The sequence below is a fragment of the Janthinobacterium sp. genome, from assembly GCF_009923995.1.
Lineage (GTDB): Bacteria > Pseudomonadota > Gammaproteobacteria > Burkholderiales > Burkholderiaceae_D > Janthinobacterium.
In genome coordinates, this window is sequence record NZ_RFSK01000130.1 from 1 (window position 1) to 3144 (window position 3144).

The window sequence follows — 3144 nt, forward strand, 5'->3', positions numbered from 1 at the left end:
ACGATGGCGCCGCCCTGCTGCCCTTCGCCCGGTTCGGCACGGGCGACTACTATTGCCTTGACTATGCGCAAACGGGACCGTCGGGCGTGGAGATCTTTTTCGACTTTTGCAGGTGCAGGCCGAAGAACTTGGCCACGGCCGTCTTCGCGCCCAGGTCGTTGCGCTGGCCGCCGCGCAGGGCGACGGACAGGTCGAGCACCTGGGCCGGCGCGATGCCCAGCTTGTTGCGCAGGCGCTTGACGTCGTCGGACAGGCCGAAGCCCACCTTCAGGGTCGTGGTCGATTCGAGGATGGCCTTCAGTTCGGCCAGGGCCGGGGCCGGCGTGGCGCCCACCTGGAACAGGTAGGCGATGTCGTCGGTGGCCAGCTGGATCAGGTGCGGTCCCGTGGACGACTCGCCCTTCACGAAAGTCGGCTTCGATTCCGTATCGAAGCCGATGGCGTCCGCTGCCAGCAGGGCGGCCATGGCCGCCTTGGCATCGTCACTGGTGCGTACCAGCTTGACGTGGTCGAGTTCGATACCCTGGTAGGGCGGCAGTGGCGGCGCGGCAGCAGTGTCCATGAAACCGGATCAGCCTTTGCGCGAGAATTTCGCGGTCAGCTGATTCAGTTTTTCCAGGCGCAAACGGTTCGCTTCTTCGGCGGCGGCCGCGTCGCGTTCGGCTTTCTTGCGCTCGGCTTCCTTCTTGAAGCGCTGCTGCAGCACTTGCGTGGCGTGGTCGCGGTGGGTTTGCGTCACTTCCGCGCCGGCCGTGCCGTCGAGGTCGTAGCGCACCTTGGCTTTTTCCATCACGCGCAGGTAGCGCAGGGAACCCGTGTGGATGCCCAGCGCCGTGCGCATCAGCTTGCGGTCCAGGTCCGGCAGGCGCGCCAGGATCTGCTTGTCGATGCCGATAGCCAGGGGCAGGCAATCGCGGAAAGGCGGGAATTGCTCCTGGAACTGCTTCAACAGGGCGCGCGCGGTCAGTCCGGCGGGCGCCGGTGTGGCCGCCGCGGCCGGTGCCGCCGCTGGGGCTGCATCTGCTGGCGTGACAGGAGTGGTGGCTTGCTGGTCTGGCGTGGAGCTGGTCATCGACATCATTGGTTGGGCTATAAAAGGGGAGCATAGCACGCGCCACAGGCAAGTGCATTGTCTTTTTTGGCAACTTGACCTGCATTAAGCCCGTGTTCGCCATGCCGCGGGCAGCGCGAAATGCGGGAAATGTGTATAATGTCGGCTTGCGCTGATGACTGAGCCCGGTTTTTGAAGGCTAGACTCAGGTGTACAGGGGATAGGAGCAGTGCGGTGCAGGGCGACAATTATTGGTATTTTTGATATCGGACATTCCGCTTATCAATTATCCAGATAACTGGCCTTCGTGCATAATCTTGCTCTCCGCTGTGTCTTCACTGAACAACAATAGATTCAAGCCCGTTCTGGTACGGGCTTTTTTTCATTCCGCAATGTACATCGCTTATTTATCTGACCCGGCTTCGGTCCCGCCGCTCCGCATGCCGGATGCGCGGGCTATGAACGTTCCGATAGACAGGCGCCGCTGCCCTTGACGGCAGCCGCAACAATACGCTCCATCGAGTCCGGTTTCGCAGGCTTAGGTGGAATCATTCACTTCGCGCCGACACCATCTGGTCTCGCATTAAGAGATATCTCATGAAGAATACGCCAAAAACTTTAACGTTGTCCGCCAAGGCGCCACGCCCAGCCGCGGCACCACTTGCCGTACCAAAAACGACTTTATCTTACTTCATCGATAATGCGCAAGCGAATCCGGAAGCCACCGTCACGACGGCGCCCACCGTCGTCACCGTGGTGAAGAAAAGCCGCTCGCGCCTGGCTGCCGTGCCGCCGGCCGACGCCGCCGTGGAAGCGCCCGTGGCCGCCCCTGCCGCCGAAGCCATTGCCGAGTCCGTCGAAGCGGCACCGGCCAAGGTGCCGAGCGTGAAAATCGCCCCGGCCGCCAAGGTCGCCGTCGCGCCGCGCAAGGTCAGCGAAAGCGCCGCCACGAACAAGGTGGTGACGGCGGCCCGCTCGAAAGTCGTGCGCGCCAAGCCGGAAGCGGCGCCCGTGACCATCATCACCGGCGCGCAAGTGGTCAGCAAGACCACGGACGCCGACGCCCTGGCCGCCATCGATACGTCGAATTATTTCTTGCCGACCGTCAAGGTGCCAGGCCGCCGTGGCCGCAAGCCGAGCGAATTCACGCCGGAAAACGATGAAGTGGCAGCACTCAACGCCGTCGAACGCGCGGAACTGAAGGCCGTCTCGAAGGCGCGCGACCGCAAGGCCAAGGGCGGCCTGGCCGATGCGCTGGGCGATCCGGAAGCGTCCGCAGCGGACCTGGAACGCCGCCGCAAGCAGATCACGGGCCTGATCAACATGGGCAAGGAACGCGGTTTCCTCACCTATGCCGAGATCAATGACCAATTGCCGGAAAACATCATCGATCCGGAAGCCATCGAAGGCATCATCGCCACCTTCAACGACATGGGCATCGCCGTCTACGAGCGCGCCCCTGACGCGGAAAGCCTGTTGCTGACAGACAACGTTGCCACCGTCACCAGCGACGACGAAGTGGAAGCGGCTGCCGCCACGGCCCTGTCGACCGTGGACTCCGACTTCGGCCGCACCACCGATCCCGTGCGCATGTACATGCGCGAAATGGGCGCCGTGGCGCTGCTGACGCGCGAAGGCGAGATCGAGATCGCCAAGCGCATCGAAGGCGGCCTGAAGGACATGATCCAGGCCATTTCCGCCTGCCCCACCACCATCGGCGAAATCGTTGCGCTGTCGCAAAAAATCGCGCGCGATGAAATCAAGGTCGATGAAGTGGTCGATGGCTTCGTCGATTTGAACGAAAGCAATGCTCCTGCCCCGGCCGCTGCCGCCGCGCCTGCCGTCGCCAGCGACGACGAGGAAGAGGAAGAGGAAGCCGAGGAAGAAGACGGCGACGCCAATGGCGGCGCGGCCGGCTTCTCCAGCGAACAGCTGGCGCAGCTGAAAAAGAATGCGCTGGAAAAGTTCGCCGTCATTTCCACGCAGTACGACAAGATGCGCAAGGCGCCCGAGGGCTACAACTCGAAAGCCTACGTCAAGGCGCAGGAAGCCATTTCGCAGGAATTGCTGGGCATCCGCTTCACGGCCAAGGT

The 3144-nt window shown here is 62.7% G+C and carries 3 protein-coding genes; 1 reads left to right on the forward strand and 2 read right to left on the reverse strand.

Annotation, left to right across the window (positions count from 1 at the left end; genetic code table 11):
• Window positions 1–61: 61 nt before the first annotated feature.
• Together EBS11_RS28065 and EBS11_RS28070 are read right to left on the reverse strand one after the other, a co-directional pair.
• Window positions 62–562 carry a 3'-5' exonuclease gene (locus EBS11_RS28065; protein ID WP_365956384.1) on the reverse strand — a complete coding sequence of 167 codons (501 nt, stop codon included), beginning with the start codon at window positions 560–562 and terminating at the stop codon, window positions 62–64.
• A gap of 9 nt (window positions 563–571) precedes the next feature.
• A complete protein-coding gene (locus tag EBS11_RS28070; RefSeq protein WP_290608778.1) occupies window positions 572–1081 on the reverse strand; it encodes a ProQ/FINO family protein in 510 nt (169 codons plus the stop codon).
• Between the two features lie 567 nt (window positions 1082–1648).
• Between EBS11_RS28070 and EBS11_RS28075 the strand changes: the two genes are divergently transcribed.
• Window positions 1649–3144 (forward strand): RNA polymerase sigma factor region1.1 domain-containing protein (locus tag EBS11_RS28075; RefSeq protein ID WP_290608780.1); only part of this gene is annotated, 1496 nt, incomplete at its 3' end.